22 protein-coding genes are annotated in these 23,925 nt (G+C 69.8%); 5 read left to right on the top strand and 17 right to left on the bottom strand.

Annotation, left to right across the window (positions count from 1 at the left end; all coding sequences use genetic code 11):
- The 4 genes from RIF65_RS09230 to RIF65_RS09215 all read right to left on the bottom strand — a co-directional run bounded on the left by RIF65_RS09230 (position 1) and on the right by RIF65_RS09215 (position 4,014).
- Positions 1–813: an ABC transporter permease gene (locus RIF65_RS09230; protein WP_309065233.1), complete on the bottom strand. Its 813-nt coding sequence runs from the start codon at positions 811–813 to the stop codon at positions 1–3.
- Positions 814–820: 7 nt separating this feature from the next.
- Positions 821–1,648 (bottom strand): ABC transporter permease, encoded by an 828-nt coding sequence (locus RIF65_RS09225; protein WP_309065232.1) that lies wholly within the window; start codon positions 1,646–1,648, stop codon positions 821–823.
- Between the two features lie 64 nt (positions 1,649–1,712).
- On the bottom strand, positions 1,713–2,903 hold the full coding sequence (locus RIF65_RS09220) for an extracellular solute-binding protein (protein ID WP_309065231.1): 1,191 nt from the start codon (positions 2,901–2,903) through the stop codon (positions 1,713–1,715).
- 40 nt (positions 2,904–2,943) lie between these two features.
- Positions 2,944–4,014: an ABC transporter ATP-binding protein gene (locus RIF65_RS09215; RefSeq protein ID WP_309065230.1), complete on the bottom strand. Its 1,071-nt coding sequence runs from the start codon at positions 4,012–4,014 to the stop codon at positions 2,944–2,946.
- 111 nt (positions 4,015–4,125) lie between these two features.
- On the opposite strand from RIF65_RS09215, the gene RIF65_RS09210 reads away from it, so the two are divergent.
- Together RIF65_RS09210 and RIF65_RS09205 are read left to right on the top strand one after the other, a co-directional pair.
- The gene (locus RIF65_RS09210) at positions 4,126–4,938 is read left to right on the top strand and encodes a FadR/GntR family transcriptional regulator (RefSeq protein ID WP_309065229.1); all 813 of its coding nucleotides are present in this window, start codon (positions 4,126–4,128) and stop codon (positions 4,936–4,938) included.
- 33 nt (positions 4,939–4,971) lie between these two features.
- Positions 4,972–5,694 carry a cache domain-containing protein gene (locus RIF65_RS09205; RefSeq protein WP_309065228.1) on the top strand — a complete coding sequence of 241 codons (723 nt, stop codon included), beginning with the start codon at positions 4,972–4,974 and terminating at the stop codon, positions 5,692–5,694.
- Positions 5,695–5,900: 206 nt separating this feature from the next.
- Here the strand turns inward: RIF65_RS09205 and RIF65_RS09200 are convergent, their stop codons facing one another.
- A complete protein-coding gene (locus tag RIF65_RS09200; protein WP_309065227.1) occupies positions 5,901–7,217 on the bottom strand; it encodes a PrsW family glutamic-type intramembrane protease in 1,317 nt (438 codons plus the stop codon).
- A 59-nt stretch (positions 7,218–7,276) separates the two neighbouring features.
- Between RIF65_RS09200 and RIF65_RS09195 the strand changes: the two genes are divergently transcribed.
- Entirely contained in the window at positions 7,277–8,146 is an 870-nt protein-coding gene (locus RIF65_RS09195) for a fumarylacetoacetate hydrolase family protein (protein ID WP_309065226.1), read from the top strand.
- 61 nt (positions 8,147–8,207) lie between these two features.
- On the opposite strand, the gene RIF65_RS09190 is transcribed toward RIF65_RS09195, so the two are convergent.
- From RIF65_RS09190 to RIF65_RS09175, 4 genes are read right to left on the bottom strand one after another with little or no spacing between them, the layout of a single operon-like run.
- On the bottom strand, positions 8,208–9,686 hold the full coding sequence (locus RIF65_RS09190; RefSeq protein ID WP_309065225.1) for an aspartate ammonia-lyase: 1,479 nt from the start codon (positions 9,684–9,686) through the stop codon (positions 8,208–8,210).
- A 56-nt stretch (positions 9,687–9,742) separates the two neighbouring features.
- Positions 9,743–10,660, bottom strand: a complete 918-nt coding sequence (locus tag RIF65_RS09185) for a phosphodiesterase (protein ID WP_309065224.1) — start codon at positions 10,658–10,660, stop codon at positions 9,743–9,745.
- 46 nt (positions 10,661–10,706) lie between these two features.
- The gene (locus tag RIF65_RS09180) at positions 10,707–11,042 is read right to left on the bottom strand and encodes a peptidase (RefSeq protein ID WP_309065223.1); all 336 of its coding nucleotides are present in this window, start codon (positions 11,040–11,042) and stop codon (positions 10,707–10,709) included.
- Positions 11,039–12,376 carry an inorganic phosphate transporter gene (locus RIF65_RS09175; protein WP_309065222.1) on the bottom strand — a complete coding sequence of 446 codons (1,338 nt, stop codon included), beginning with the start codon at positions 12,374–12,376 and terminating at the stop codon, positions 11,039–11,041. The genes RIF65_RS09180 and RIF65_RS09175 overlap by 4 nt, the downstream gene beginning before the upstream one ends.
- A 194-nt stretch (positions 12,377–12,570) precedes the next feature.
- On the opposite strand from RIF65_RS09175, the gene RIF65_RS09170 reads away from it, so the two are divergent.
- Positions 12,571–14,673, top strand: a complete 2,103-nt coding sequence (locus tag RIF65_RS09170) for a S9 family peptidase (RefSeq protein WP_309065221.1) — start codon at positions 12,571–12,573, stop codon at positions 14,671–14,673.
- A gap of 63 nt (positions 14,674–14,736) precedes the next feature.
- On the opposite strand, the gene RIF65_RS09165 is transcribed toward RIF65_RS09170, so the two are convergent.
- The 6 genes from RIF65_RS09165 to truB all read right to left on the bottom strand — a co-directional run bounded on the left by RIF65_RS09165 (position 14,737) and on the right by truB (position 21,041).
- Positions 14,737–15,765: an ATP-dependent 6-phosphofructokinase gene (locus tag RIF65_RS09165; protein ID WP_309065220.1), complete on the bottom strand. Its 1,029-nt coding sequence runs from the start codon at positions 15,763–15,765 to the stop codon at positions 14,737–14,739.
- A gap of 226 nt (positions 15,766–15,991) precedes the next feature.
- Positions 15,992–18,151, bottom strand: coding sequence for a DEAD/DEAH box helicase (locus RIF65_RS09160; protein WP_309065219.1), 2,160 nt, complete (start codon positions 18,149–18,151; stop codon positions 15,992–15,994).
- Positions 18,152–18,372: 221 nt separating this feature from the next.
- Positions 18,373–19,320 (bottom strand): bifunctional riboflavin kinase/FAD synthetase, encoded by a 948-nt coding sequence (locus tag RIF65_RS09155; protein ID WP_309065218.1) that lies wholly within the window; start codon positions 19,318–19,320, stop codon positions 18,373–18,375.
- Entirely contained in the window at positions 19,317–19,709 is a 393-nt protein-coding gene (locus RIF65_RS09150) for a hypothetical protein (protein ID WP_375142143.1), read from the bottom strand. Before RIF65_RS09150 ends, RIF65_RS09155 begins: the two co-directional genes overlap by 4 nt.
- A gap of 73 nt (positions 19,710–19,782) precedes the next feature.
- Entirely contained in the window at positions 19,783–20,151 is a 369-nt protein-coding gene (locus RIF65_RS09145) for a hypothetical protein (RefSeq protein ID WP_309065216.1), read from the bottom strand.
- Positions 20,148–21,041 (bottom strand): tRNA pseudouridine(55) synthase TruB, encoded by an 894-nt coding sequence (gene truB, locus RIF65_RS09140; protein WP_309065215.1) that lies wholly within the window; start codon positions 21,039–21,041, stop codon positions 20,148–20,150. The genes RIF65_RS09145 and truB overlap by 4 nt, the downstream gene beginning before the upstream one ends.
- Positions 21,042–21,080: 39 nt before the next feature.
- On the opposite strand from truB, the gene RIF65_RS09135 reads away from it, so the two are divergent.
- Complete coding sequence (locus RIF65_RS09135) at positions 21,081–21,977, top strand: A/G-specific adenine glycosylase (protein ID WP_309065214.1); 897 nt, start codon at positions 21,081–21,083, stop codon at positions 21,975–21,977.
- A 17-nt stretch (positions 21,978–21,994) separates the two neighbouring features.
- On the opposite strand, the gene RIF65_RS09130 is transcribed toward RIF65_RS09135, so the two are convergent.
- Positions 21,995–23,416, bottom strand: coding sequence for a multicopper oxidase family protein (locus RIF65_RS09130; protein WP_309065213.1), 1,422 nt, complete (start codon positions 23,414–23,416; stop codon positions 21,995–21,997).
- A gap of 34 nt (positions 23,417–23,450) precedes the next feature.
- Positions 23,451–23,909, bottom strand: a complete 459-nt coding sequence (locus RIF65_RS09125; RefSeq protein ID WP_309065212.1) for a hypothetical protein — start codon at positions 23,907–23,909, stop codon at positions 23,451–23,453.
- Positions 23,910–23,925: the final 16 nt, after the last annotated feature.

Raw genomic sequence — 23,925 nt, 5'->3', positions numbered from 1 at the left:
TCAGTCCCGCTCGGTGATGTCGCGGCCGAGCCGCTGCGACACCCAGACCGGGATGAACGACGACAGGATCACGACGGTCGCCACCACATTGACGACGTTCGCCTCGTTGGGTCTGGCCATCTGGTTCATGATCCACAGCGGCAGCGTGTCGACGCCCGGCGGAGCCGTGAAGATCGTCACGTACACCTCGTCGAAGCTGAGCGCGAATGCCAGGATCGCCCCTGCCACCAGTGCACTGCGGAACTGCGGAAAGGTCACCAGCCGGAACGTCTGCCACGGGGTGGCGCCGAGGTCCTTGGACGCCTCTTCGATGCTCGGGTTGAGGCGGCGCAGCCGCGCGAGCACGTTGTTGAACACCATCACGATGCAGAAGGTGCCGTGCGCGATGATCATCCCGTAGAACCCGACCTGGATGCCGATCGGCTCCAACAACTGGTTGTACGTATTGTTGAGCGCGACACCGGTGACGATGCCCGGCAGCGCGATCGGCAGCACCACGAGCAGGTTCACGGCCCGCTGACCGAAGAAGCGGTACCGCTGCAGTGCGAACGCGACCAGCGTTCCGAGGATGACCGCGATGACGGTGGCGCCGGCGGCGACCAGGACCGAGTTGAGCAGCGCCTGGCGGACGGGCACGCTGGCGAACGCCTTGCCCCACCACTCCAGCGAGAAGCCGGGCACGGGCCAGCTGGCGATCCGCGCGGCGTTGAACGAGTTCAGCACGACCAGCATGAGCGGCACGTACATGAAGGCGAGGATGACGGCGACGATCGCGCCCAGCACGATCTTGGACGTGCGAGACAGTCTCAGCATGGTGCGGTCACATCCTTTCCAGGGCCCCGGTGCGCTGCACGCTCACGAGGTAGATGACGACGAAGGCGATCGGCACCACCGAGAACGCTGCGGCGAGCGGCGGGTTGAGGTTGATGTTCGAGGCGATCACGCTGCCGATCATCTGGGTGTCGCCGCCCACGAAGCGCGCCGCGAGATAGTCGCCCAGGCTGAGCGAGAACGTGAACACCGAGCCGGCGATGATGGCGGGCTTGATCAGCGGAAGCACGACGGTGCGGATGGTGCGCCACGAGCCGGCGCCGAGGTCGGCGGACGCGTCGAAGAGGTTCGGCGGCAGCTGCCGGATCGCGGTGTACACCGGAACCGCCATGTACGGCAGCCACAGGTAGGTCAGCGTGAGGACGGCGGTGAAGAGGCTGAAGCCCGGACCGCGGATGCCGAACGGCGCGACCAGCCAGTTGAAGAAGCCCTCCTCGGTGAACGTGATCCTCATGGCGAGGATCTTCACGAGGTAGCCGGCCCACAGCGGCAGCGTGATGGAGACGGCGAGCACCGCGCGCAGCCAGGGCGAGGCGACCTTCGCCATGAAGATCCCGAGCGGCACCGACACCAGGATCGACAGCGCGGTGACCGCGAGGGCGATCCCGAGCGTGCGCAGCGAGGTGGAGAGGTAGGCCGGATTGACGACCAGCTGCTCGAAGTTGCGCATCGTGAACCCGGGCTTCACCTTCGAGGTGAACGGGTCCGTCACCCAGAACGCGGTGACCAGCAGCATCACGAGGGAGAAGATGTAGATCCCGATGAGCCAGGTCATCGGCAGGGCCAGCAGGCCCGCGATCCGTGCGCGGCGTTTCATGTCGATCCTGTCGTCGAAGAAGAGGGTCCGGGGGCAGGGCGCGAGCCCCGCCCCCGGCGCGTGTTCAGCCCTTGACCGAGAGCCAGGCGTCCGTCCACTGCTGGAAGTTCGTGCAGGTGACGTCGGTGCGACCGTCGATGCACTGCTCGATCGGAGTGGTCCAGAACCACACCTTCTTGAAGTACTCCTCGTCGGTGGCGTGGTAGTAGTCGCAGTGGGCCTTGGCCTCGGCGCTGGTGTCGCAGAACGCGGCGTTGGCCGGGGCCATGCCGAAGTTCATCGCGATCGCGCCGTTCACCTCCGGCGAGGAGGCGTAGTCCATCCACGCGTACGCGCAGTTCGGGTTCTTCGCCTCGGCCGCCAGCATCCAGGCGTCCGACCAGCCGGTCGAGCCCTCCTCAGGGAGCACGCTCTTGAACTTGTCGTCCTGGGCCAGCTTGCGCAGCACCTCCCACGACGTGCCTAGCACCGTGGTGCCGCCGGCGAACGACGTGATCTGCGCGGCGGGGTCGGACCAGTACTCGGAGACGATCTCGTTCTGCTGCTTGAGCAGGTCGATGGCGGCATCCAGCTGCTTCTGGTCGAGCGCGTACGGGTTCTTGATGCCCAGCTCGGGCTCGTGCGCCATCAGATAGACGGCGGCGTCCGCGATGTAGATCGGCGCGTCGTACGCGATCACCTTGCCGGCGTACGGGCTGTCCTTCTCCCAGGCGACGTCCCAGCTGGTCGGCTCCTCGGTGACGACCTCGCTGTTGTACTGCAGGATGTTCGCGCCGCGCCCGATCGGGATGCCGTACGACTTGCCGTTGATAGTGTCGTAGATCTGGCCCTTCATGCCCTCGACGATGTCGTCGCCGAAGTTCGGGATCAGGTCCAGGTTCAGCGGCTGGACGTCGCCGCCGGCGATGAGTCGCAGGCTCGCGTCGCCTGACGCCGACACGAGGTCGTAGTCGCCGGTGCGCATCAGCTGCACCATCTCGTCGCTGGTGCCCGCGACGCGGCGGTTGACCGTGCACCCCGTCATCTTGGTGAACTCGTCGCTCCAGGCCGGCTCCACGAAGCCCGACCAGGCGATGATGTTCACCTCCTTCTCGTTCTCCCCCAGCTTCTCCATCATCGGGATGTCGGGGACGTCGATCTTCAGCTGACCGTCACCGCCCGCCGCGGGTGCCGCGTCGGTGGTGCCGGAACAGCCGGACAGTGCCAGAGCGGCTGCTGCCGCCATCGCCCCGGCTGCCAGGATCTTCTTGCGCATGGGATCGCTCCTTCGGGATCAGTGCTTCTCGGTGGGGTTTTCAGGGAAGCCGCGCGGCGTGGGTGGGATTCCACACGGCGCGGACGTGGTCGCCGCGGCCGAGCGCCTGCTCGTGCGCGGGGTGGTGTGCGTTCGGCTGCTCGGCGATGAGCTCGACTCCGGCATCCGCCGTGATGAGGAAGCGGGTCGCCGGACCGGTGTAGACGACCTCGCGCACGGTGCCGAGCAGGCCGACATCGCCGTCGCGGAGGGGATCGGATGCCGGCTGCAGTCGGACCCGCTCGGGGCGGATGCTCATGGTGCGCCGGTCGCCGGTGAGCTCCTCGGCCAGAGCGGCCTCGATGAGGTTGGACAGGCCGAGGAAGCGTGCGACGAACTCGGTCTGCGGGTTCTCGTAGACGTCCCGTGCGCTGCCGACCTGCTCGATCCGGCCGTTGTTGAACACGGCCACGCGGTCGCTCAGCGTGAGCGCCTCCTCCTGGTCGTGCGTGACGAAGATGAACGTGATGCCGACCTCGCGCTGGATCTGCTTCAGCTCGATTTGCATCTGCTCGCGCAGCTGCTTGTCCAGGGCGCCGAGCGGCTCGTCGAGCAGCAGCACCTGCGGGCGCAGGATGAGCGCGCGCGCCAGCGCGATGCGCTGCCGCTGACCGCCGGACAGCTGGTGCGGCAGCCGATCGGCGACATGATCCAGCCGCACGCGTCGGAGCGACTCGGTGACCTGCTCCACGCGCTCGGCCTTGCCGGTGCCGCGAACACGGAGGCCGTAGCCGACGTTCTCGGCGATGGTCAGGTGCGGGAAGAGCGCATAGTCCTGGAACACGGTGTTCACATTGCGCGCGTGCGGCGGCACCCGTGTGACGTCGACGCCGGAGAGACGGACGGTTCCGGAGGTCGCCTCCTCGAATCCCGCGATGACCCGCAGCACGGTGGTCTTGCCCGAGCCGGACGGGCCGAGCATGGAGAGGAACTCCCCCGGCGCCACCTCGAGGTCCAGATCGCGCACGGCGGTGAACTCGCCGAACGACTTGGTGAGCGACTGCAGCGAGACGCTGCCCTTGACGGCAGAGGCGTCGTTCGCCTCGTGCGTGGTGGGGGCGGCAGTGGCCATCTCGGACTCCTCGATCTCCGTCGAACTCGGAAGGTGCGCTTAAACATATAAAACCGTAGGACATATTTCAAGTGGTGTTGCCGAAGTCGTCGAGGTGGAAGAATCAGCGACATGGAACCGCTGCCGTCTCCCCCGGAGACCGACGCCCCCGTCACCGGTGCGCCGGGCGCTCCGGCGAGGGCGCGGCCCGGCGCGCGCCAGCCCCATCGGCTGCAGGGGGCCCTGTTCCAGCCCATCGGCGACGAGGGCCGCGCCGAGATGGTGGAGCGGCGGCTGGTGGATGCCATCAACCGCGGTCATCTGCGCGCCGGCGAGCGCCTGCCGTCGGAGTCGGAGCTGGCGCGCAGCTTCGGTGTGGCGCCCGTCACCGTGCGCGAGGCGCTGCTCGCGGTGCGCGGTCGCGGGCTGATCGTGACGCGCCGCGGCCGCAACGGCGGAAGCTTCGTGGTGGACGACGCCGACCCGCTCGCCTTCGCCCGCGCCGCGGTGATGAAGAGTTCCCGCCTCGCGCTGCGCGACATGGGCGCCCACTACGCCGCCATCACGGCGGCAGCGGTGCGCCTCGCCGCCCGGCGCGCCGACGAGAGCGAGACGCGCACAGTGCGCCGGCGCCTGGAGCGCATCGATGAGCTCGATCCGGAGCAGCAGCGCCGCCTCCTGGACGACGTGCAGGTCGAGCTCGCGTCGCTGAGCCAGTCGGCGCGGCTCACCCGCGAGCAGATGAAGTTGCAGGCCGAGTTCTCGCCGTATCTTCGGCTCGTCGCTCCCGACCATGACGGGCTGCGCCGACAGGCAGACAGCATCCGAGCGATCATCGACGCCGTCGAGAACGCCGACCCGGACGCCGCCGGCCGGCGCTGCGAGCAGATGGTCACCGACGTGATCGACGCGCTCATCGAACTGCAGACCGCAGCCCCGCGCTGACCAGACCCCCATCGACGTGCACAGGAGGACGCGATGACCACACCCACCACCGCCCCGGCGGATGCCGCCGAGATCGTCCAGGACTACTTCGGCTCGCCCATCAGGATGCTGTTGAGCTGGGTCGATCCGTTCGCCGAGCAGCTGGCCTCGGCGCTGCGCGCTGGCCCGCTCACCCGCGCGAAAGTGGACGCCCTGGTGGAGCCGTACGCTCTGCAGACCCTCGATCTCGAGGAGGCGCCGGTGTACGGCGCGGGGTTCATCGCCGCAATCGACCTGCTCTCGGACGCGCACAGCCATCTCGCCTGGTGGCAGGGCGCCGACCGTCGACAGCTGGTGCTCGCCGCGCAGTCGGTGAACAAGGAGCACATCGACTACAGCGAGCTCGAGTGGTACCGGGTGCCGATGTCCACGGGTGCCCCGCACGTCGCGGGACCCTACGTGGACTATCTGTGCAGTGACGAGTACACCATCACCATCGCCGTTCCCGCGGTGGTCGACGGCACGGCCATGGGGGTCGCCGGCCTCGACCTGCTGGTGTCGGACGTCGAGCGCGAGCTCACCCCGCGGTTCGCGGCCCTCGGACACCAGGTGACGCTGGTCAACGGCGTCGGCCGTGTGGTGGTGTCCACCGACCCGAGATGCGCGACCGGCGACTCCGTCCGCGGCAGCCGACTCGCCGAACTGCCCCGTATCGCGTGCGAAGGGGTGGCTCTGGACGTGATCGTGGAGAACAACGGGGTGAGCGAGAAGTCTTGACATCGTCCACGAGGCGCGACACCCTGTGTGTAGACCAACTCAGCGCCCGGGAGACCTGCAGGCAATGCCGCAGCACCGGGCGCTGAGTGTTGATGCGAGACGACTCGATGCGCGAAGCGCGTTGAGTCGTCTGCGCATCAAGATTGAGCGAGCGAAGCGAGTCGAAACCTCACCCCTCGATCAATGCGCGAAGCCGCTGGCATCCGTCAGTACGCCAGCAGCGCCGCCCGCGTGGAGCGCATCCGCATCAGCAGCGCGCGTTCGTCCTCGGCGGCGTAGGCGTCGTGCCCATGGATCGCCCGCTGCCGCACCGCCGCGAGGGCGGTGGCGTCCTTGATGAACGAGCGCATCAGCGGGCGGCGGTCGCCCCGCAGGGTCGCTGCCCACTGCAGCCCGGTCCTCCTCCCCGCCGGTGTCGCCAGCATGACGACCTCCTGCGGCGTGAACCAGCCGGCGGCGGCGTAGTCGGCGAGGCGCTCCCGGGTCAGGCGCGCCTCCTCCCGCCGCAGCGCCACGATGGTCAGGATGAAGCCGACGAACAGCGGCACCTGGGTGGTCAGGTAGAGCGCCAGGAAGTCTCCGAGCAGCGACGACCCGTTCCAGTACGCGTGCAGCGCGATGGCGCCGATCGCCCCGACGGCTCCCGCGCCGATCACCCCGGGCCCGTGGGCGCCGCGCCGTACCGCGAGCCCGATCGCGAAGCCGGTGAGGGCGGTGAACATGGCGTGTGCGAACGGCGAGAACAGCCCTCGCACGATGAACGTGAACGTCAGCTGCCCCGCGCCGCCCTCGATCAGGCTGATCCCGAAGTACTGGATGTTCTCGGTGAATGCGAACCCGGCGCCCACCAGGGCGCCGTACACGACGCCGTCCACGGGGCCGTCGAACGTACGCCTGCCCATCGCGAAGATGAGCAGGAGTCCGAGCCCCTTGGTGACCTCCTCCACGACGGGCGCCTGGATGACGGCGGAGAAGAACTCGTTGCGCTGGCCGGCCGCGACGGTGAGCGCGAGGTCGAACAGCAGGGTCAGGCCGATCGAACCGATGCCGCCCCACGCGAGCGCGAAGACCACCAGGCTCCGCGGTTCCGGCTCCCACCTGTCGATGAGGTGCACTCCGGTGAGCACGATGGCCAGCGGGATCAGGGCGAGGATCATGCCGGTGATCGAGGCGCCGGCACCGAGCGCGAACACGAAGTAGGCGGCCAGGCCGAGCATCAGGAACCCGAGCACACCGAACGCCCAGATGGACGCCGAACGTCCCTTGCGCACCGGGACCGGGAGTGCCGGCATCGCCGGAGCGGGAGACGGCGCCTGCGGCGCCGGCGGTGCGTAGGCGGGCGCCCGATCGAAGGGCGAAGCGAACTCGGCGCGGACCTGCACCGCACGTGGCGGCGCCGGCGGCTGCCCGTAGACCGGCCGCGGCGGCTCACCGTACACCGGTTGGGCCGCCCCCGGCGGCCGCGACGGGTCGCCGGCCGCGGGGGGCGGCGTATAGGCCGGTGGCTGTCCTCCAAAGCTCATGCGAAAAGCCTAGAGGTCGGCTGCCGCGAGACCGGTACGTCTGCCGGTAGCGTAGAGGGATGCGGTTTGCCCATCTGCGCGCCCGGGACTCCGATCGACTGCACCTCGCGGTGGTCGACGGAGCGGACGCCATCCTCGTCAGTGACCTTCTCGACCCCGCTCCCGGAACGCTCCAGGAGCTCATCGAGGGCGGTGACGAAGCACTCGCCCGCCTGCGCTCGGCAGTCTCCGAGGAGCAGGCTCCGCGGCATCCGCTCGACGACTTCGGTTTCGGCTCGGCCGTCCTCTCCCCGCCGGCGGTGCTCGCGGTCGGCCTGAACTACGCCGCCCACTCCAGCGAGTTGGGGCTCAAGACCGACGCCGCGCCGACGGTGTTCACGCTGTGGCCGAACTCGCTCACCGGGCACGGCGAGACCACGTCCTGGCCGCGTTCGCTCAGCCAGTCCGTGGACTACGAGGCGGAACTCGGCGTCATCATCGGTCGCGCGGCGAAGGACGTCCCCGCCGAGGACGCGCTCGACGTGGTCTGGGGCTACACGGTCGTCAACGACATCACCGCCCGCGACATCCAGTTCGCCGAGGCGCAGTGGTCGCGCTGCAAGTCGTTCGACGGCTTCACGCCGACCGGTCCGTTCGCGGTCACCGCCGACGAGATCGCCGACCCGCAGGATCTGCACATCTGGACCGTCGTCGACGGGCACACCGTGCAGGACGCCAGCACGAACCAGATGGTGCGGCCGGTGTCGACGCTGATCGCCCATCTGTCCCAGTCCATCACCCTGCAGCCGGGCACCCTGATCTCCACCGGCAGCCCCGGTGGTGCGGGCTACTCCCGCGACCCGCAGATCTTCCTGCGCGACCGCTCGACCGTCACCGTCGGCATCGACGGGATCGGCGAGCTGACCACGCACTGCCGTATCACCGACTGACACGCGGTCAGGAAAGCGAGAAGGCGCCTCCCCGAGCGGGAGGCGCCTTCTCGTATGCGGATCAGCCCTTGGCGGGAACGTCGTCCGCGGGCAGGTCCTCTGCGGCGATCACCGGGATCGCCGCCGTGACGGTCTCCAGACCCGACAGTCGTGCCGGCGAGATCTGCTTCATGACCTCTTCGCGCGACATCAGGCCGGCCTCGACGACCAGGTCGGCGACGTTGCGGTTGGTCAGCAGCGCGGTCTTCGCCAGCGCCGCGGATGCCGCGTAACCGATGAACGGGGTGAGCGCGGTTACCACGCCGACCGAGGCGCCGACCATCGCGCCCAGCCGGTCGCGGTTGGCCGTGATGCCTTCGACGCAGTTCACGCGCAGCGTCCACATCGCCTGTCGCATCCAGGTGATCGACTGGAAGATCGAGTGCGCGATGACCGGCTCGAAGGCGTTCAGCTGCAGCTGACCGCCCTCCACCGCCATGGTGACGGTGACGTCGGCGCCGGCGACGGCGAACGCCACCTGGTTGACGGCCTCGGGGATGACCGGGTTGACCTTGCCCGGCATGATGCTCGAACCGGCCTGCTTCGCGGGCAGGTTGATCTCGCCCAGGCCGGCCTGCGGACCGGAGGAGAGCAGGCGCAGATCGTTGCAGATCTTCGACAGCTTGATGGCGTTGCGCTTCAGCGACGACGAGAACGACATGAAGGCGCCGGTGTCGCTCGTTGCCTCCACCAGGTCGGTGGCGGTGCTGAGGTCGAGACCTGCGATCTCGCGCAGGTGCTTGAGCACGGTGGGCGCGTAGTCCGGGTGGGTGGTGATGCCGGTGCCGATGGCGGTGGCGCCCATATTGATCTCGGTGAGCAGCGACGCGTTCTCGGTGAGCCGGCTGTGGTCCTCGCCGAGGGTGGTGGCGAAGCCATGGAATTCCTGCCCGAGCGTCATGGGGACGGCGTCCTGCAGCTGGGTGCGGCCCACCTTGAGGATGTCGTGGAACTCGGTCGCCTTGTCCAGGAAGGAGCGGCGCAGCAGGTCGAGCTCGTCGAGCAGGGAGCGCAGGTTCAACGACAGACCGATCTTCACGGCCGTCGGGTACACGTCGTTCGTGGACTGGCTGCGGTTGGTGTGGTCGATCGGCGAGAGGAAGTCGTAGTCGCCCTTCTCGCGGCCCGCCATCTCAAGCGCGATGTTGGTGATGACCTCGTTCGCGTTCATGTTCGTCGACGTGCCGGCGCCGCCCTGGATGACGCCGACGCGGAACTCGTCGTGGAACTCCCCGTCGATGACGCGCTGCGCGGCACGGTCGATCAGGTCCGCGCGCTCGGCGTCGATGACACCGATCTCCTTGTTGGCGCGGGCGCTGGCCTGCTTGACCATCGCGAGGGCGCGGACGAGATCCGGGTACACCGAGATCGGACGTTTGGTGATCGGGAAATTCGCCTCCGCTCGCGCGGTGTGGATGCCCCAGTAGGCATCGGCGGGGATCTCCATGCTTCCGAGGGAATCGGTCTCGGTGCGGGTGAGGGCAGGCGCGTCTGCGGCCATGTCACTTCCTTGTGGGGTGGTGCGGGCGGGTACGAGACGGGGGATTGCCCTCCAGTCTACGCGTCGCCCGGAGCCCTCTTGCGCGAGAACAGCTCCAGCCGCTCCTCCGACGACAGGCGCGCCATGTCGCGCAGCCACTCCTCGGTGAAGAAATCGGCGGTGGGGGCGTCGTCCACCGGCACGACGGTGTGCGTGATCGTGTCCGGGTACACGTGCACCAGCTGGAACGACTGGGCGGCATCCATGCCGTTGACCTCTGCCGCCGGTCGCGCCAGGTTCATCGTGTAGCACGTCGAGGAGGCGACGCTCACCGGGATGCCGGCGAACGTGCCGGAGGACGAATAATGCAGATGCCCCGCCAGGATGCCGCGCACATCCGTCCCCCGGATGACGTCGGCGAGCTCGTCCTGATGGCGGAGCTCCAGGATGTCGAACAATGGCACGTGCGCGGGAAGCGGCGGGTGGTGCATGGCGAGCAGCGTGCCGTGCGGCGCTGGCTCGCGCAGCAGCCCGCCGAGCCAGTCCAGCTGCCCGTCGTCGAGGTCGCCGTGATGCCAACCGGGGACGCTGGTGTCCAGGGCGATCAGGCGCAGCCCGTCGAGGTCCCACACCCCCGTCACTGGTTGTTCGCCGGCGACGTCGTCCAGCAGCCCGGCGCGCAGGGCGGGGCGCTCATCGTGGTTGCCCGCCACCCACACCACGGGGCAGCCCAGCTCGGCGGCCACCGGCTCGACGGCACGACGCAGCCGTGCATACGCGTCGGGTTCGCCGAGGTCGGTCAGGTCCCCCGTCAACACGATCGCCGACGGACTCGGGTGCACCCGGCGGACGGCGTCGAGCGTCCGCGCGAAGTTGCGCTCGGTGTCCGCTCCCCCGGCGTGCCGCGCGCCACCGGCCAGGAAGTGCGGATCGCTGAGATGGACGATCGTGTGCGATGCCGGCTGGTGCCGACCGAAGGCGGGGAGGTCGAGCATGCGCCCAGCCTAACCGGGCGCCGCCGACGATCCGCGTCGGCGCCGGTCAGAACCCGATGACGATGAGCAGGATGCCGCCGAGCACGGCCGCGCCGCACAGCACGAAGCATCCGATCGCGGCGACGAACGCCAGCTGCTTCTGCCCCTCGGTGAGCGGGCTCTTGCGGGCGGCCTTGGCCGCCTGCTTCGCGGCCTTCTTGATCTCCTTCTCGGAGAGCACGGTGATGGCGTCGGTGAACTCCGCGGGGGTCACCACCGGGACGCGGCCGCTGCGCACCAGCATCCGCAGTCCGAGTGCGTAGAACAGCACGGTCGCGCCGGCGCCGACCAGCGCGGCGGTGAAGACGAGCAGGAAGGCGCCCCAGTTGATCGCGAGGCTCATCGTCCGGTCTCCTTGTCGCTGACGTCCGTGCGCGGCGCGTCGGGCTTCTGCCCGCCGTTGCGTCGAGCCTCGGCGGCGTCCTTCTTGGCCGCGCGCGCGTCGGAGCGCGCCTTCGCCTTGGCTTTGGCCTTGGCCTTCGCCTCGAGCATCCGCTGCTGCCGGCGAGTGGGCGGCGGGTTCTCGGGCAGGTCGACGGCAAGGCCCGACTCGGCGACGTCGCTCATCGCGTTGGCGTGGGTGACCGCGTTGCGACGCGAGTACAGGAACAGGCCGAGGATGACGGTGACCGCGAACACCGCGTCGACGATCACTCCGCCGACGCCCCAGAACACTACGAGCAGTGCGGCGAATCCGCCGACGGCGCCGGCAGCGGGGAGGGTGAGCAGCCAGCCGACCGCGATGCGCCCCACCGTGCGCCAGCGGACCGTGGACCCGCGGCGCCCCAGTCCGGAGCCGATCACCGAGCCGGACGCCACCTGGGTGGTGGACAGCGCGAAGCCGAACGCACTCGAGGCGAGGATGGTGGCGGCCGTGGAGCTCTCGGCCGCGAAGCCCTGGGCGGGCTTGACGTCGGTGAGCCCCTTGCCGAGGGTGCGGATGATGCGCCACCCGCCGAGGTACGTGCCGAGCGCGATGGTGACGGCACAGGCGACGATGACCCACAGCTGCGGTTCGTGGTGCGCCGCGGACTGCCATCCCACCGTGATCAGCGCCAGGGTGATGACACCCATCGTCTTCTGCGCGTCGTTGGTGCCGTGCGCGAGGGCGACCATCGAGGAGGTGAAGATCTGCCCCCAGCGGAACCCGGAGCGGCCGTCCGGCTTGCCGTCGTAGCGGCGCGTCACGGAGTACGCGATCTTCGTGGCAGCGAACGCGATGATGCCGGCCGTGAGCGGCGCGATGACGGCGGGCAGGATCACCTTCGACATCACGACGCCGAAGTCGATGCCGCCGATGCCGACGCCGACCAGCGCGGCGCCGATGAGTCCACCGAACAGCGCGTGCGAGGAGCTGGAGGGCAGGCCGAGCAGCCAGGTGAGCATGTTCCAGGTGATCGCGCCGATGAGACCGGCGAAGATCAGCGAGGGAAGCAGATCGTGCCCGATCTGATCCTCGCGGACGATGCCGCCCGAGACGGTCTTGGCCACCTCGGTGGACAGGAACGCCCCGACCAGGTTCAGGATCGCTGCCAGCAGCACGGCGGTCTTGGGCTTCAGCGCGCCGGTGGCGATGGGGGTCGCCATCGCGTTCGCGGTGTCGTGGAAGCCGTTGGTGAAGTCGAAGAACAGTGCCAGAAGGATGACCAGCACGACGATGAGGGCTGCGGTTTCCACCGTTCTCTTTCGTTGGGACTGCGAGTGAGGGGGATGCCGGCATGCGGCGTGACGAACGAAGAGTTCACCGTGGGTTCATGATCCGTTTACGGGCCCTCCGGAATCCTCCCATCCTCCCCCGCGCCGGTCAACTCGCGCGGCTGTGGGGTGCGGGCCGCGGGCGCCGCCGGCGCGTGCTCGGGTAGCGTGAGACGGTGACCGAAACCACCGCCCTGCCGCCTGTCGCGGCGCGCCGCCCCGTCATCCGCACGCACCACGGCGACACCGTGGAGGACCCGTACGAATGGCTGCGCGCGAAGGAGGATCCCCAGGTCATCGCGCACCTGGAGCAGGAGAACGCCTACACCGAGGCGCGCACCGCCCACCTGGCGTCGCTGCGGGAGCAGCTGTTCCAGGAGGTGAAGGGCCGGGTGCTGGAGACCGACCTGTCTGTGCCCACGCGGCGCGGCGACTGGTGGTACTACGGACGCACCGAGGAGGGCGCGCAGTACGGCATCCAGTGCCGCACCAGGGCGGAGGGCGACGATTGGACCCCGCCGAGCCTCGAACCGGGGGTGCCGGTGCCGGGCGAGCAGGTGCTGCTGGACGGCAACGTCGAGGCGGACGGTCACGAGTTCTTCTCCCTCGGGGCCTTCGACGTCTCCGACGACGGCACCCGACTGCTGTGGTCGGTCGACGTCACCGGTGACGAGGTGTACACGGTGCACGTGAAGGACCTCACCACCGGAGAGCGGTTCGCGGACGTGATCGAGAACACCGGCCAGGCGTTCTTCACCCCGGACGGCACGGCGATCGTCTACACCACCCGCGACGACGCGTGGCGGCCGGACACGCTGTGGTTGCACCGCATCGGCGAACCGGTTACGCAGGACAGCAAGCTGTTCCACGAGCCTGACGAACGGTTCTGGCTGGGTGCGGGGATCACCCGCAGCAAGCGCTACCTGGTGATCGGGCTGGGATCGAAGATCACCAGCGAGGAGCTGCTGCTGGATCTGTCCGACCTGACCGCACCGCCGCGCGTGGTGTGGCCCCGCCGTGACGGTGTGGAGTACTCGGTGGATCATGCCGTCGTGGACGGCGAGGACAGGCTGCTGATCCTGCACAACGACGGTGCGCTGGACTTCGAGCTGGTCTCGGTGCCGGCATCCGATCCGACCGGCGAGCGGACAGTGCTGATCCCGCACACGCCGGGCAGGCGGATCCTGGATGTCGACTGCTTCCGCGACTTCGCGACGGTGGAGTATCGCCGCGACGGTCTCCCCCGCGCCGCCGTGCTCTCGTACCGGACGGGCGCGCTCGACGAGGTCGAGTTCGACGAGCCGCTGTACGAGGCGTACTTCGGTGGGAACCCGGAGTGGCACTCCCCCTTCCTGCGCATGTCGTACACCTCGTTCGTGACCCCCGCGACCGTGCTCGAGCTCGATCTCGTCACGGGCGAGCGGCACGTGCGCAAGCAGCAGCCGGTGCTGGGCGGCTACGACCCGGCCGACTACGGACAGCGGCGCGCATGGGCGACCGCGCCGGACGGCGCGAGGGTGCCCATCTCGCTGGTGTGGCGCACGTCGTTCGGGGAGCCCGGCGTCGAACCGCGACCAGTGCACCTGTACGGGTACGGGTCGTACGAGCACTCCATCGACCCCGGATTCTCGGCGATGAGACTGTCGATGCTGGACCGCGGGGTGGTGTTCGCCGTCGCGCACGTCCGCGGGGGCGGTGAGATGGGGCGGCACTGGTACGAAGACGGCAAGGAGCTGAACAAGCGCAACACGTTCACCGACTTCATCGCCTGCGCACAGCACCTGGTCGACACCGGCGTCACCACGCCCGATCGGATGGTGGCGGAGGGCGGGAGCGCCGGCGGGCTGCTGATGGGGGCGGTCGCGAACATGGCGCCCGAGCTGTTCGCGGGCATCCTGGCGGCCGTGCCGTTCGTCGACGCGCTCACGTCGATCCTCGACCCGTCGCTGCCGCTCACCGTCGTGGAGTGGGACGAGTGGGGCGACCCGCTGCACGACCCGGAGGTGTACGCGTACATGAAGTCGTACTCCCCCTACGAGAATGTGCGCGAGGGTGCCGAATACCCGCGGATCCTCGCGATGACCTCACTGAACGACACGCGCGTGCTGTACGTGGAGCCCGCCAAGTGGGTGGCGCGGCTGCGCGAGGCGGGTGCCTCGGACGTGCTGCTGAAGTGCGAGATGTCGGCGGGGCACGGCGGTGTGAGCGGCCGCTACAACGCCTGGCGGGAGCGCGCGTTCGAACTGGCGTGGATGTCGGACGTGCTCGGCCTGGCGTAGCCGCCGCGCGCCCGTCCCGTCACCCGAACGGCGTCACCCGAACGGCGTCACACCCGAGCGGCGTCACCCGAACAGGGCGGCGGCCTCCTCGTAGCGTTCCAGCGGCACCGTGTTCAGCTCGCCGAGCGCCTCAGCGAACGGCACCCGGACGATGTCGGTGCCGCGCATGGCGACCATCTGCCCCCACGCCTCGTCCACCAGGGCGTCGGCGGCGTTCAGACCGAGGCGGGTGGCGAGCACGCGGTCGAATCCGGACGGCGACCCGCCGCGCTGGATGTGACCGAGCACGGTGGATCGCGTCTCGATGCCGGTGATCCGCTCGATCTCCGGCGCCAGGATCTCGCTGATGCCGCCGAGGCGGGGGCGGTTGAAGGCGTCCAGGCCCTTGTCGCTGTAGGCCTCGTCCATCCCGGTCAGCTTGAAGCCCTCCGAGACGACGACGAGCGGTGCGCGACCGCGATCGTGCGCGCTGCTCACCAGCGCGCAGATCTCGTCGATCGACATGGGGACCTCGGGGATGCAGATCGCGTGGGCCCCGGCGGCCATGCCTGCGTGCAGGGCGATCCAGCCGACGTGCCTGCCCATCACCTCGGCGACCATGCAGCGCTGGTGCGAGTCGCCGGTCGTGCGCAGACGGTCCATGGCATCCGTGGCGATGTTCACCGCGGTGTCGAAGCCGAACGAGTAGTCGGTGGCGCGCAGGTCGTTGTCGATCGTCTTCGGCACGCCGAGCACCTTGATGCCGTCCTTCGACAGGCGGTCGGCCGCGGCCAGCGTGCCTTCCCCGCCGATCGCCACGATGCCGTCGATGCCGTGGGCGGCAAGCGTCCGGGCGATGTTCTCGGCGCCGCCGCGTGGGCCGTCGTACGGGTTGGTGCGGCTGGTGCCGAGGATCGTGCCGCCCACCTTGGACAGGCCCTTCACCTCGTGGCGGGTGAGCGGGAAGAAGTCGCCGTCGACCACGCCACGCCATCCGTCGCGGATGCCGACGAACTCGAGCTCGTAGTTGGTGGTGCCCTTGAGCACGATGCCGCGGATGACTGCGTTCAATCCGGGGCAGTCGCCGCCGCTGGTGAGGATGCCGATCTTCATGCTGCTGCCTTCGTACGGGTGGGAGAGGAACGGCGACGCTGCCTGACATCGACCCTAGTGGGGTTGGATCGCGGATGCCATTCCCGTGGCGCGAAAACCCGGAATCTTACGGACGAGACCGCCACAGATCGCGCTTCTTTGGATCCGGGCCGCCATTGCGCCGGAAAGGGGCGTCAAGAACTTCGGTTCTTAACGCCCCTTTGTGGCTGTGGGTCCGACACCGTGCTCAGGCGCCGCCGAGCGCCTCCCGCAGCAGGTGCATGAGCGCCGCCATCTGGACGGTCTCGCCGGCGCTCTCCTCGACCGCCTCGCCGTCGAGCGCACGGGCGGCCAGCCCCTGCTTCTGGTCGATCAGTTCGGCGATCTTCGTGTCGATCGTGTGGGCGGCGATGATCCGCCACGCCGTGACCGGCTCGTCCTGACCGATGCGGTGCACGCGGTCGATGGCCTGGGTCTGCTCGGCGGCCGTCCAGCTCAGCTCGGCGAGCACCACGTTCGACGCCGCCTGCAGGTTGACGCCGACGCCGGCCGCTGTGAGCGAACAGACCGCGATGCCGACCTCGGGGTCGGTGTTGAAGGCGTCGATCGCCTGCTGACGCACCGGGGTGGTCTGGTCGCCGCGGATGGACACCGCCTTGATGCCGGATGCCGCGAAGTGCGCCTCGGCCTGGTCCATGACGTCGATGTGCTTGGCGAAGAACACCACCTTCTCGACGGAACGCTGCAGCTGCGCGGCGTAGTCCGCGGCGAGCTGCGCCTTGGCCTGGCCGATCTTGCGCACCATCGTGAAGACGTTGTCGCCGCCGGTGCCCGCCGCCTTGGACTCCTCCAGCTCGTTGTGTGCGACCAGACGGACGATGTCCTCGTCGATCGCGCCGTGCGACCCGGTCAGGGCATCCGATGCGCCGTGAGTCGCCGTGCGCGCCTCCACGATGCGGCGGTACTTCGCGGCCATCCGCTCGCCGAGCTCCCGCTCGGCCAGACGGATGCTGCGTCCGAACTCGTCGTCCAGCTGCACCGGAAGGTCGGCGATGAGCTTGTCCGGCAGGTCGGCGGCGACGTCCTTCTTCTTGCGCCGCACGATGCCCATCGAGATGACGGCCTCGCGCGCCTCGGCGTAGAACGACTTGTCGGCGGGTGTCAGCCCGGTCGCGTCGAGCTTCTCCATCAGCTCCGGCCCGGGCTTCTCCCCGTTGGTCCAGCCCAGAAAACGCCAGATCGCGTCGAAGTCCTCGACGTCGTTGATCAGCGGCGTCCCGGTGAGGGCGAGCATCAGCGGGTTGCGCTCGCGCTCACGGATGCGCGAGGCGAGGGCGAGCACGTTCTGCGAGCGCTGGGAGGACAGGTTCTTGATGAAGTGCGCCTCGTCGACGACCATGCCCTTCAGGCCGATCGTGCTCAGCCACGACAGGTGCCGGTCGAGGATCTCGTAGTTGACGATGAACACGTCGGCGAACGCGTCGATGTCGTCCCCGTCGCCCTGGATGACGGTCGCGCGTCGCTGCGGAGTCCACCGCTCCACCTCGCGCGCCCAGTTCATCTTCACGACATTCGGCACGACGGCGAGCAGCGGGTAGGCCCCGGCGACCGAGGCGGCCAGCGCCGACTGCGCGGTCTTCCCGAGCCCAGGCTCGTCGGCGAGGAGGAACGTTCGATGTCCGGCGCGCACCGCCTCGAGGAAGCGTGCCTGGTGCGCCATGACCTCGCGGCCCTTGGGCGACACGTGGTCGTACTCCGGTGCCGGCGGCAGCGGCATGGTCGCCGCTCCCCCACCCGCGCCGGTCTCGAACGCCTTGTACAGCGGACCCATCAGCTCCCAGCCGTCCAGCCGGCGCCGCGGCACCGTGGTGGGACGCGGGGTCAGGTCGGGGGCGAGGAACGGGTTCGCCAGCTGGCGGGCCTCGACGGAAGGGGGCGTGACCTGGCGCTCGGCGAGCGCCGGTGGCACCACCGGAGCCTGCACCGGCGCGATGTCTGTGATGATGAGCTCCTCGGGCGGCAGCTCCGCCCCGGATTCCAGCAGCCAGTCGCGGCGCATCCGCTTGGCCACGGGCGAGGTGGCCTGGTCGGCCTCGAGCAGCTGGATCAGCGACGTGTCCCGTGCGGCGGTCTTGGCGAGGATGGTCGCCACGCCGTCGAGTCGCTTGAGCAGTTCCGCGCGTGCGGCGTCGGCCAGCTCTGCATCGGCCTTCACCCTGGCGCGCTCCTCGCGGACGAGGAACGCGATCACCTGGAACTTGACGCGGTTCGTGGGGCCCAGCTTCCCGCGCTGGGCCTTCGCCTCGATCTCGCGCACCTTGCGGGCGAGGATCGGGATCAGCGGCGCCTCGTCGTCTCGACGGGACGTCTTCCTGCGCCGCGATGCGGCGGTTGCCGTAGTCGGCATGCTCCTCCTGAGCGTGAGTGTCAGTCGCCGGTGGCCGGCGATCAGGGCTCTCCGTGCGCGGCTCGTGCCGTGACACCACGGATGGCTGGGCTGCGTTCGCGCGACTCATCGCGTGTGACTGCGGGTGCCCGAGGTCGATTCTACGCCATCGCACCCGGCGCACCGGAAGATGACGCCTGCGGCGTGGGCTGGCCGGCGGACGGCATCCGCTCGGAGGGTGATCAGTCGCGCGACAGCACCGCGAAAGCGGCTGCCACGTCGGCGGCGATCTGCTCGCGCAGCGCGTCCATCCCCTCGAACGCGACCATCCCTCGCAGGTGCTCGGTGAACTCCACCGTCACGCTGTGGCCGTACAGGTCGAGGTCCTCCGCGCCCAGGACATGCGCCTCCACCTGGCGGCGGTGGACGTCGTCGAAGGTGGGGTTGGTGCCGACCGAAATGGCGGCGGGATGCCGGATGCCGGTGTCGTGGTCGCGCAGCCAGCCGGCGTACACGCCGTCGGCGGGCACGAGCGAGTCGACCAGCTCAGAGAGGTTCGCGGTCGGGAAGCCCAGCTCGCGACCTCGTTTGAGGCCGTGCACCACTTCTCCGCGCACGTCCACGGGGCGCCCGAGCAGGCGCGCGGCTCCGGCGACGTCGCCGGCGGCGAGCAGTTCCCGGATCCAGGTGGAGGACACGCGACGGTCGGACCCGGGCAGATAGACGTCAGCGACCACCTCGACCTCGAAGCCGTGCTCGCGTCCGAGGCGTTCCAGCAGTTCGGGCGTGCCGGCACCGCCGCGCCCGAACCGGAAGTCGCGTCCGACGAGCACCATCTGCACACGCAACGCCGACACCAGGATGTCCGCCACGAAGTCCTCGGCGGGACGCGCGGCCAGCTGCTCATCGAAGGTCAGCACCAGGGTCGCATCGAGATCCTGCTCGCCGAGAAGCTCGAGCTTGCGCTCCACGTCGACGATGCTCTCCGGACAGCGGTCCGGACGGATCACGGCCAGCGGGTTGCGGTCGAAGGTGACGGCGACGGCGCGTGCGCCGGTGCTCGCGGCGTCCTCCAGCATCCGCCGGATCACCGCCTGGTGCCCGAGGTGCACGCCGTCGAACTTGCCGATCGCGACGACCGTGCGGCCGAAATCGGCGGGGATCTCGGCCGGGTCGCGGAAGACGATCATGCGGCGCCCTCCGCGGGACGGTGGGTGCGCAGCCACCACAGTCCGAAGAACGGCAGCACCAGCGGGACGAACAGGTAGCCCATGCCGAAGTACGACCAGACGCTGTCGTGCGCGAACAGCGCAGGGGCGGTCAGGCTCAGCAGGCCCACCACGAGCACGCCGGCCAGCTCGAACAGGATCGCCACCCAGGCGACGGTGTACCACCCGCGGCGTCCCGCCAGCACCAGCGCGAGGGTGGCCAGGATGTACACCGCCGCGGCCAGTGCCGACAGCGTGTAGGCCAGCGGCGCCTCGTCGAAGCGGCGCACGATCTGCACGAAGCTGCGGCCGGAGGCGGCCAGCGCCATCACGGCGTAGACGATCACGAGGACACGACCGATGCCGGTCATCCGGGCGCGCTGGACTGTGTGAGACATTGCCCCTCCATCCTACGGGCGCGGGTCGGGGCGACCGCGCGCGAGGTCAGGCGACCTGCACCGTCCAGATCACCTGCATGCGCCAGAGCATGATCGCCAGGGAGAGCCCGATGACGCCGAGAATGACGGTGCTCCACCTGCTGCGCTCGATCAGCGCCCACGCGACGCCGCCGACCGGCAGCAGCACGGCCGACACCAGGTACACCCAGTACTCCAGCAGGTCGCCGGTCGGCGGGTTGCCCGCCAGCGGGGCGACGATGGCGATCACGACCTGCACCAGCAGCAGCGCTTCGACCAGCGCGAGGCTGCCAACGGTGTAGTCGCTGGGACGGCGTCCGGCGAACCCGGCGATGAGGCAGAACAGCCCGGAGGCGCACGCCATCACGATCTGCAGCGTCGTGTACCAGGCGATCATCGCTCCCCCTCCGGCATGTTCATCGCGCTCTTGACGTCGTCCCCACGCGCCTCGACGATGCCGACCAGCAGCCCGTCCGGGTCGACCGCGGCGACCTCCGCGGCCGTGAGGCGGGCGGCTTGGCCATGCAACCGCTTGCCGTGCCGCAGGTCGCGCGCCTCGTCGGCGCTCACCCGCAGCACCGGCATGACGCGCGCGGCCGCCTCGGCCGGGTCGAGCATTGTGGCGTGGGCCAGGTCGTCGAGCCCCGCGGCATCAGCGATGTCGAACCCGCCGACGCGGGTGCGGCGCAGCGCGGTGAGGTGGCCGCCGACCGCGAGGGCTGCGCCGAGATCGCGGGCGAGCGCGCGGATGTACGTCCCGGACGAGCAGTCCACGATGACGTCCAGGTCGAGCACGCCGTCGCCACGGCGGATGTCGAGCACGTCGAAACGCGAGACGGTCACCCGGCGGGCGGCCAGCTGCACGTCCTCCCCTGCACGGACCCGGTCGTAGGCGCGCCGGCCGTCGATCTTGATGGCGGAGACCGAGCTGGGCACCTGCGCGATGGCGCCGGTCAGCTGTCGGATGCCGGAGCGGATCGCGTCCTCGTCGACAGCCGTCCACGCCGCGTCGCCCGCCGTCGCGACGATCTCGCCCTCGGCGTCGTCGGTGGTGGTGGACTGCCCGAGCCGGATCGTCGCGGTGTAGGTCTTGTCGGCCCCCACGATGTAGGTGAGCAGCCGTGTGGCGCCCTCGACCCCGACCACGAGCAGACCGGTCGCCATCGGGTCGAGCGTGCCCGCGTGCCCGACCTTGCGGGTCCCGAACGCGCGGCGGATGCGCGCGACGACGTCGTGACTGGTCAGCCCACCGGGCTTGTCGATGAGCAGGATGCCGGGCGATACCACCCGTTCAGCCTACGCGGCCGGGGTCGTTATGCTGACCCGGTGCCCACCGCGTCCGCGACCCCCGTTCTCGCCGCCGGGCTCGCCGACTGGTATCGGCTGAGCGCCCGCGACCTGCCCTGGCGGCGCGCGGAGTTCCACGCCGAGTTCGGCGGATGGGGCGTGCTGGTGAGCGAATTCATGCTGCAGCAGACCCCCGTGACGCGAGTGATCCCGCATCTCGAGGCGTGGCTGGAGCGGTGGCCGCGCCCGTCGGGCCTCGCGGCGGAGGCGCCGGCCGAAGCGGTGCGACAGTGGGCGAACCTCGGCTATCCACGGCGGGCGCTGTGGCTGCACCGGGCCGCGGTGGAGATCCGCGACCGGCACGGAGACGAGGTGTCGCGCGACCTGGACGCGCTGCTCGCGCTGACCGGCATCGGCGACTACACGGCACGGGCGGTGGCGGTGTTCGCGTACGGTGAGCGGCATCCGGTGGTCGACACGAACACGCGGCGTGTGCTGGCACGCGTCCTGCACGCACGGTCGCAGCCCGGCGCCCCGTCGCGTCGCGATCTCAATGCGATGGCCGAGATCCTGCCCGCCGCGCATGACGACGCAGCCGTCGTGAACGCTGCGGCCATGGAGCTGGGCGCGACGGTGTGCGTATCGCGTGCACCGCGCTGCGCGGCCTGCCCGATCGCGCAACTGTGCGCCTGGCGGGCGGCCGGGTGTCCGGACACCGGCGACGACCGACGCCGGCAGGCGCGCTACGAGGGCAGCGACCGGCAGGCGCGGGGGGCGATCCTGAAGTGGCTGCGCGACGCGACGATGCACGCCGTGCCGCTGCACGAGGCGGCCGCCGCATGGCCGGATCCGCTGCAGCGCGACCGGGCGATCGACTCGCTCATCGCCGACGGCCTCGCCGAGTCCGTCGACGGGATGCTGCGGCTGCCACGCTGACACGTCGCAGGCGGGCGTCACTCCGGGACGTTGCCCGTCTCGTGACCGAGCAGGAACGGGGTGTGGACGCCCTCGTACATCACGTGCGCCAGCAGCCCCTCCGCGGCGTGCGGCAGGTTGTGGCAGTGGTCCATCCAGATGCCGGGGTTGTCGGCGAGGAATGCGACCTCGTACGTCTCCCCGTGGGCGACGTTCAGCGAGTCGACCCACCAGGGACTTCCGCTCGCCGGCACTCCGCCCCTGGACAGCACGAGCATGTGGTGACCGTGCAGGTGCATGGGGTGGACTTCGCCGCTCGCGTTCGAGATCCTCATCCGCACCACGTCCCCCTGCGCGACCGGGAACATCGGCGCATCGGCGCCGGTCTTCCCGTTCACCGTCCACCACAGCCCGGGACGACCGTCCAGGAAGCCCGGCATGCGGCCGATCTCGTACCGGAACTCGCGGTCGGGGTGCGCCGCGTCCAACGCCACGGCGGCCGGCTCCCCGTAGCTCAGCAGGTCGAGTTCGCGCTGCGGCTGCGGTGCCGGCGGCGGCGCGTCACCCAGGATCACCGAACCGCCCGGCACGTGCACGCGAGCGCCGCCGCGGTCCGGCATCCGAAGCTCGACATCGACCCGCCCGCCGGCAGTGACCAGCACCCGCTCATCCTGCACCGGCGACGGCTCGTTGAGGTCGGTGCCGTCGACGGCGGCGACCCAGTACGGCTGGGACGCCCAGACCGAGATCGGCGCGTTGTCGGTGTTCACCACCCGCACCCTGACGCGCTCCCCCGGTGCGGCCGGTGCGCGCAGTTCCGCACCGGCATCGCCGATGGACCGGATTCCGTCCGGGTAGGTGTGCACCGTGGCGATGACGTCGTGCACGGCGACATCCGGGCCTGTGGCCGGGTCCACGATCAACGCGCCGAACAGTCCCGCGATCACCTGCTGATGCGACACCTGGTGGGAGTGGTACCAGAACGTGCCCACCTGACCGGCGACGAACCGGTACACGAAGGTGCCGCCGTCGGGCACGGCGTCCTGCGTGACCCCAGCGACCCCGTCCATGGCGGCGGGCACGTCGAGCCCGTGCCAGTGCAGGGTGATCCCCTCGGGGATGTTGTCGTTGCGCAGGTGCACCTCGATCAGCTGCCCTTCCGTGGCGCGGATCGTCGGCCCCGGGGTGCTGCCGTTCAGGGTGTAGCCGGTGAACGCGCGCCCGCCGGCGATCCGCACGGTCTCACGGCGCGCGACGAGCTCGAACACCACGTCGGCGTCACGCCCCTCGTCGGTGACGAGGGACGTGACGCTGACCGTCCCCTCCCCAGCAGCGCCGTGCTCCCCGTGACCGCCGGTGACGGCGTACGCGCCGGGCCGCAGACTCTGCCACCACAGCACGCCCGCCGTCGCGACGAGCACCCCCAGAAGGAGCACGGCGACGATACGCGCGACCGGCACGAGGCGCGTGCGAACGCTCCGCGTGCCCGTCATCTCAGGCCGTCGCGCCGACCCGCTCCGGCGCGGAGCGCTCGGAGCGGACCCTGCCGATCCTGGTGCCCGCGATCAGGGCGACCGCGAAGATCGCCAGCGCGTTCAGACCGTGCAGCAGCGCAAGGAAGGTCATTCCGTGCCCCATCAGACCCAGCGTCACCTGCAGCACGACCAGCCCCAGCACGGTCGCGGCGAACGGCACGGCACCCGGCGTCCTCGTGAAGAACGAGACCACCAGCAGCACGAGCGCGACGAGCGGGATGACGTACATCCCGTTCATGCCGTGGATCATGATGCCGAGGAACTCCGGCACCGGCGGCGGCGCGGAGGCCGTCGGGTCGATGGTGCCACCCCCGAAGATGTACGCGGACAGACCCGCTGAAGCCCACGCGTGGGTGGCCGCCTGCACAGCGACGAGGCCGCACACCAGATACGCGAGGACGCGATACGCAGTTCGCACGATGAACCCCCAGAGT

It is taken from the genome of Microbacterium sp. (assembly GCF_031180975.1).
Classification (GTDB): domain Bacteria; phylum Actinomycetota; class Actinomycetes; order Actinomycetales; family Microbacteriaceae; genus Microbacterium.
This window is presented reverse-complemented; position numbering and strand designations above follow the sequence as displayed.